This window comes from Candidatus Obscuribacterales bacterium, assembly GCA_036703605.1.
GTDB lineage: Bacteria > Cyanobacteriota > Cyanobacteriia > RECH01 > RECH01 > RECH01.
Genome location: DATNRH010000285.1, coordinates 1 through 5,498, shown reverse-complemented (window position 1 = coordinate 5,498; position 5,498 = coordinate 1). Strand labels below are relative to the sequence as shown.

Genomic DNA, 5,498 nt, shown 5'->3' with positions numbered 1-5,498 from the left:
GCGCCACTACGAACCCGGTAGCCTAGTTTACCGAGGAGGTAGGCCCTTAAGTTACCTCTATATCACCATCCAAGGGAGTCTCTGCGTTCAGGCATCTCCCCCCATCCAACTACCCAGGGTATTTGGACAAGAATCATTGCTGTTCAATCGAGCGATCGCCCATGACCTCCATGCAGATACAGGAGGTGCTACCTGCCTCTTATTTAGGAAAGAAAACTTTTTCACCATGGTTTATGAATGCCCATCTCTCCTACTTGGCTTCTGTCATATTCCTAGTGATACCCCGTCGCTGTTTATAACCTAATCACCTGCACTGTTCTCTATGAGTTTGATCATCCTATGAAAATTCGTACTCAGAGCGTTTTGGCAATTCTCCCTATTTTTATTAGCGTAGCTGCCATCAATGGATTTTTAACCTATACATCGGAACAGCAGGAAAATCGTTGGGCCCTAGAGGAAGAAAGTGTGGCCCTAACCGTAGCCATTGCTGAATTTATGAAGGGCGATCGCTTTCATCATGGTTTGTCCTCCAGCCCTGAAGACATCGAAAACGCTACAGCCTTCGAAGACCTTGAGGTCAGTCTAGAGCGTATTTTACTCCGAGGGCAAGCCAAATATATTCTGACGCGATCGCTGGATGGGCAACAGTTACTTCACCACTTTTCCACAGGGCATCCCCAAGATGAGCATCAGCCATTGCCCCCAGAAGCCCTTCAGTCTCTGGAAGACGATAGCATCTGGATTAGCCCCATTCGATTTTTGAATGCAGACATTTCCATTCTAGAAAGCTGTACTCTACTCAGCAACCGTGGCACCCCCACAAGCATCCTTTGTACTGGCATTAGCGCGAATCCCTTTCTACAGCAAATGACGATGAGTCGGCAAAAAGTGCTCGCTTCAACCACGGTCATTGTTGTTACTGGATTGGTATTAACGCTCTCCATTGCCACCGTTATGGCCCGAAAAATCCGTCAGCTAGCGGATGCCGCCGAGGTCGTAGCCGCTGGCAACTATAATCAACGGTTTGACATCGATATGATTCAAGAGGTTCGAGATCTCAGTAATACCTTGAGCACCATGAGTAGCGTCATGGGTGAGACCTTGATGCGGGCCAAGCGCAGCCTTGTGGAAAATGAACGGTTTAGAACCATCTCCACCTTGGCACAAACCTATCAAAGCACGGTGAATCATAGTATCCGATTACAGACCAATGGCATTGAGATAGCTGGGGAAATCTTCGAGGGCGATCGCCGTTCTACAGACTTTTTAGACACATGTTATACAGAACAAGGTATTTATATTATTCTTGGCAATCTTATGCCTGATCAGGCTGCTCAATTGGATAGTCTGATCGATACATCCGCCACCGTCAGCCTACTCCAACAGCTCCTCAAGGTTCGTCCCTGCCCCGAAGCGATCGCTCAAACAACACCACTCTTTGCGATCCAAAACCTTCACTGTCTACTCCTATCCTCCAACGATCAGACCTTCACGCTTGACCATTGGAGTTATGAAACAGCCCACCTTAAGCATCAGCACCACACCCTAGGCCATGAATGTCCTTGGATATTGACCCTAGCCAGAGATACCTGTATGGATCACCGAGTTGAGGACTTCATCCAGCGTTTTGGACATCTATCCGCAGTCGATCTCATGGATGATCTCCAAATTATTTGTCGTGATTGCAACACTAGCGGCATCATGGTGATCATCAAGCCAAGTCCTAGGGAGCCCCAATCAACGTAAAAGCACCCCACTCTAGGGGCTGCTGATAGTTATCTAAACTGGCTAACATCGCTAAACGCAGGGCAGTAGGCTTATCGAAGCCATGTTGAAGATGTTGATAGAATTCAGTCATCAAAAAGGCCGTCGCGGCATCCGGCACCGCCCATAGAGTCACAACAAGCGTCTCAGCTCCAGCCACTAGGAACGATCGCGATAAGCCAACCACCCCATCTCCAGTAATCTGTCCTCGACCAGTATCACAAGCACTCAGCACCACGAGATCAGCATTCAGACGTTGTTGACGAATATCTTCCGCCGTCAGCAATCCATTATGATCATCCGAGGGAGCCAAGGCGATCGCTCCTGGGGAACGTAGCGATGTGCTAACTGATGCTAAAGGATCAAGGGACGAAGAGGGTGCATCATACTCCACATAGCTCAACAGCCCATGGGTAGCCAAGTGAATCAGCCGAGCTTGAGGTAAGCGTTCTAGCACCGCTGATGCAGTAGCAGCTTCGCCAATCAGAGGCTGTGTATTTAAAAAAGCGGCGATCGCGATGGCTTCCTGTTCAGAGCCAGGGAGGGGTGCAAGCTGGTAGGGCTCTGATCTGGGCGATCGCACCATAGGCATGGTTGGGTTACCCACCACTAGGCTAGAGGCAGGGTGATCAACGCTCCAAGGTGGAGATTGATCAGATAAGTGAGATGAATCAGAGGCAAGAGCTAGAACCTGGATGGATGGAGCCGTCAATAAGGTATGCTGTTCCAGCACATAGCGTCCATCTGAGTCTTGGAGCGCCGCAAATGGGACGAGGAAGAGAGACTCATGGGGAATGATCACAATGCGATCGCTAGGATCCGTCGGTAAGTCATCAGCGATCGGCTCTATTAATAAGGCATGGAGCTGCCGCAGTTGGGCAGCAATAAATCGAGTATTTGGTGCTGCATTGGTGGGACTGGGAGCAGCCTCGCTGCGGGCACCCAAGCGCTGGCGGGCAAACTCCACTAAGTTAGCTAAGGTTGGATATCGCTCCGACCAAAGGCTGCTGAGATCTACTCGGTGGAAGCTCAGCTCTCCCGTCGGTTGTATCACCCAGATGAATAACTCCTGTTCCCGCCCCCGTTGTTTACCTTGGAAGCGAAAGCTATCATCTGGAATAATTGAATACTCAACGATAGTTGCCTTATGGGTTTGGGCTGTTCGACGAATGTCGCCTAGGGTAAATAGCGTAGATTCTGCACCTCCTACATCTAGAGAGCGATCGCCTTCCTGAGTTTGTCGATCGGCTAGGATAGCAGACATCGCCCGCGATCGCCCCTGCTCAGAGATCTCCAGCGCCTCCCCTATCTTTCCTTGTTCTACCAGCACCTGCTGCAAGAGGTTATAGCTAAAGACCTGAGTGTCAAACACCGATATGGCATAGAGATCATTCATACGGTTATTGTCTCGAAGCTGATCCCAAAGCGCGATCGCCTCCCTAAGGTGTGCCTCTGCCTCAGGTAATCGTCCTGCATCAAATAAGCTATGCCCTAGGTTATTTAAGCCTGCAGCCAACTCTTTTACATCACTCACCACCCGAGCGATCGCGACGCTGCGTTCTTGATAGACAATGGCACGTTCATAGTCTGCCACTGCCGCCATCGCCATACCTAGAGCATTCAACACACGACTTTCCAATGGGCGATCGCCTAGCGCTTGAGCTAGAGATAGGCTCTGTTGATAATAATCAAGAGCTAGGGCATCTTGATGGGTGATGAAGTATGCGGATCCTAAATTGAGGCGCGTATGGGCTTCCCCCGCTACATCATGGATCGACTGGGCAATGGCGAGACTCGATAGATAGGTAGCAATCGCTCGGTCATGATCCCCTTGGGCCGCATAGACTCCTCCTAGATTGGATAAGATAATTCCCTCCGCCTGGCGATCGCCTAATGCCCGCGCTAAAGTCAGCCCCTGTTGATAGGTCGCAATCGCCCTGTCATAGTCACCGATACGTTCATAAACATTACCAAGATTACTGAGCACCTGCTCCTCCCCGGAGCGGTTGCCCAAGTCTCGCATGATCTGCAGAGCTGCTTGACTGACGGCAATAGCTCGGTCATAGTGCCCTAAGGAACGATGGGCAATGACTAAGTTACCTAACGTGCGCGCCTGAGCCAGGGAATTTTCCTCCTGTCGTGCGTAATCTAGGGCAATTTCTAACCAGGTGACGGCCTCGGCATAGTTCCCAAGAGCAAGGGACACAGCTCCAAGATTACTAACTGTTGCCTGAATTTGGGCCGTGTGGGATATCTGCTGATAAATCTCAAGCGCTTGCTGCCAAGAGGCGATCGCCTGCTCGAAATCATGGGCTTGATACTGGTCGATACCCATCTGAAACCAGCGATCGCCCTCAGTAACATCCACTCTAGCTGGAACAGGTAAGGATTGAGATTCAGCCCCTAGGGTAGGCTGGGACATCGGTAGGGCAAGCAAAAGGGCGATCGCTAATCCCAGTAACGCCAACACTAGCCACCGCATCAAATCTGTACCTCCGGTTGGTCAACCTGCGGTAGCTCCATCGGGCGATCGCTTGCGCCTGAATTAGGAACAGCTTGGGACTGAGGTTCATTCTGGGAGGGCGATCGCAAGGGATTAGGGCGAGACGGTTCCGGCTGATTGCACAACGCATTTTGACCCGCACGACTCGTTTGTAACTCTGCAACAATGGAATCATCCAGTTCTAAGATGGCATCATTGCTAACCTGAAACGCTAACAAGGAATTCGCGCTACAGGGATCATTGGCGAGGGTTTCATTAGGGCGGGGGCGATCGACGCCAGAGTCTCCCCCTGGAGTCTCGCCACCCGGAGTCTCACCGCCTGGAATCTCGCCGCCGGGAGTCTCACCGCCGGGAGTCTCACCGCCGGGAGTCTCACCGCCGGGAGTCTCGCCGCCCGGAGTCTCACTGCCTGGAGTCTCACCGCCTGGAGTCTCACCACCCGGAGTCTCACCACCGGGAATGTCCGGCGGTGTGTAGTTGGATAAAACTTGAATTCGACCATCTCCAAGAGATACAGACTCATCCGTCAGAAACGGGCGATCCCTAAACGAGGTAACGGCTCCAGCATTGGCTTGATTGGAGGTAATCGCGCCAGCAGTATAGCTGACATCATCGGATAACTCATCAACATCTAGGAAAGCATAAAGCGGAGTCGCATCCAGGGTTTCGTTACCATCAGCATCTGTAAAAACAACCCTTCCCTCTGGATCTCGGTTGATTGCACCCTCTGCATTCAGGTAGGTAACAACATTACCGGCATCATTCACATAAACAACACGGCCATCGAAGTCTCGCTCAAAAATAGGGCCCACCAAGAACTCCCGTCCACCATGTTCAATCGTAATCGTTGCACCGCCGGCAAAAGCAGTCGCATTGATGCTGGTAGGAATTTGACGAGCAGGAATGGTGCTGCCGTCTCCGGGCCCGCTATTAATCGCATCATTGCTAGGATCAAAATCAACATCATCACTCAGGAATGTTCCCGTTGCACGAAACGTGCCACCAGCGCGAATGGTTACATCCCCACCATCAAAACCTGAGGTATCAATCGTCACGACCTCAATATCTTGTCCTGCTGTCAGGCTAACAAAGCCGCCCACTTCCGTATCTTCAAATTCTCCTCCCGTCGTAATCGATCCAACTTGAATATCGCCTGGCGCAGCAAGGACAACCGGGCCACCTCCACGGCGCATGCCATCTGAATTAAAAAATTCTGTATTAATATCACCCA

The 5,498-nt window shown here is 51.1% G+C and carries 4 protein-coding genes; 2 read left to right on the top strand and 2 right to left on the bottom strand.

Annotation, left to right across the window (positions count from 1 at the left end; all coding sequences use genetic code 11):
- Positions 1 to 304 (top strand): hypothetical protein (locus V6D20_06045; GenBank protein HEY9815348.1); only part of this gene is annotated, 304 nt, incomplete at its 5' end.
- A gap of 35 nt (positions 305 to 339) precedes the next feature.
- On the top strand, positions 340 to 1,746 hold the full coding sequence (locus V6D20_06040) for a hypothetical protein (GenBank protein ID HEY9815347.1): 1,407 nt from the start codon (positions 340 to 342) through the stop codon (positions 1,744 to 1,746).
- Here V6D20_06040 and V6D20_06035 read toward each other — a convergent pair.
- Together V6D20_06035 and V6D20_06030 are read right to left on the bottom strand one after the other, a co-directional pair.
- Positions 1,724 to 4,246, bottom strand: a complete 2,523-nt coding sequence (locus V6D20_06035) for a CHAT domain-containing tetratricopeptide repeat protein (GenBank protein ID HEY9815346.1) — start codon at positions 4,244 to 4,246, stop codon at positions 1,724 to 1,726. The two genes, V6D20_06040 and V6D20_06035, sit on opposite strands and share 23 nt — an antisense overlap.
- Positions 4,246 to 5,498 (bottom strand): hypothetical protein (locus V6D20_06030; protein ID HEY9815345.1); only part of this gene is annotated, 1,253 nt, incomplete at its 5' end. The genes V6D20_06030 and V6D20_06035, both read right to left, overlap by 1 nt.

Coding starts and splice junctions, on each gene's coding strand:
- V6D20_06040 (HEY9815347.1), top strand. CDS start 340: ATGAAAATTCGTACTCAGAGCGTTTTGGCAATTCTCCCTATTTTTATT.
- V6D20_06035 (HEY9815346.1), bottom strand. CDS start 4,246: ATGCGGTGGCTAGTGTTGGCGTTACTGGGATTAGCGATCGCCCTTTTG.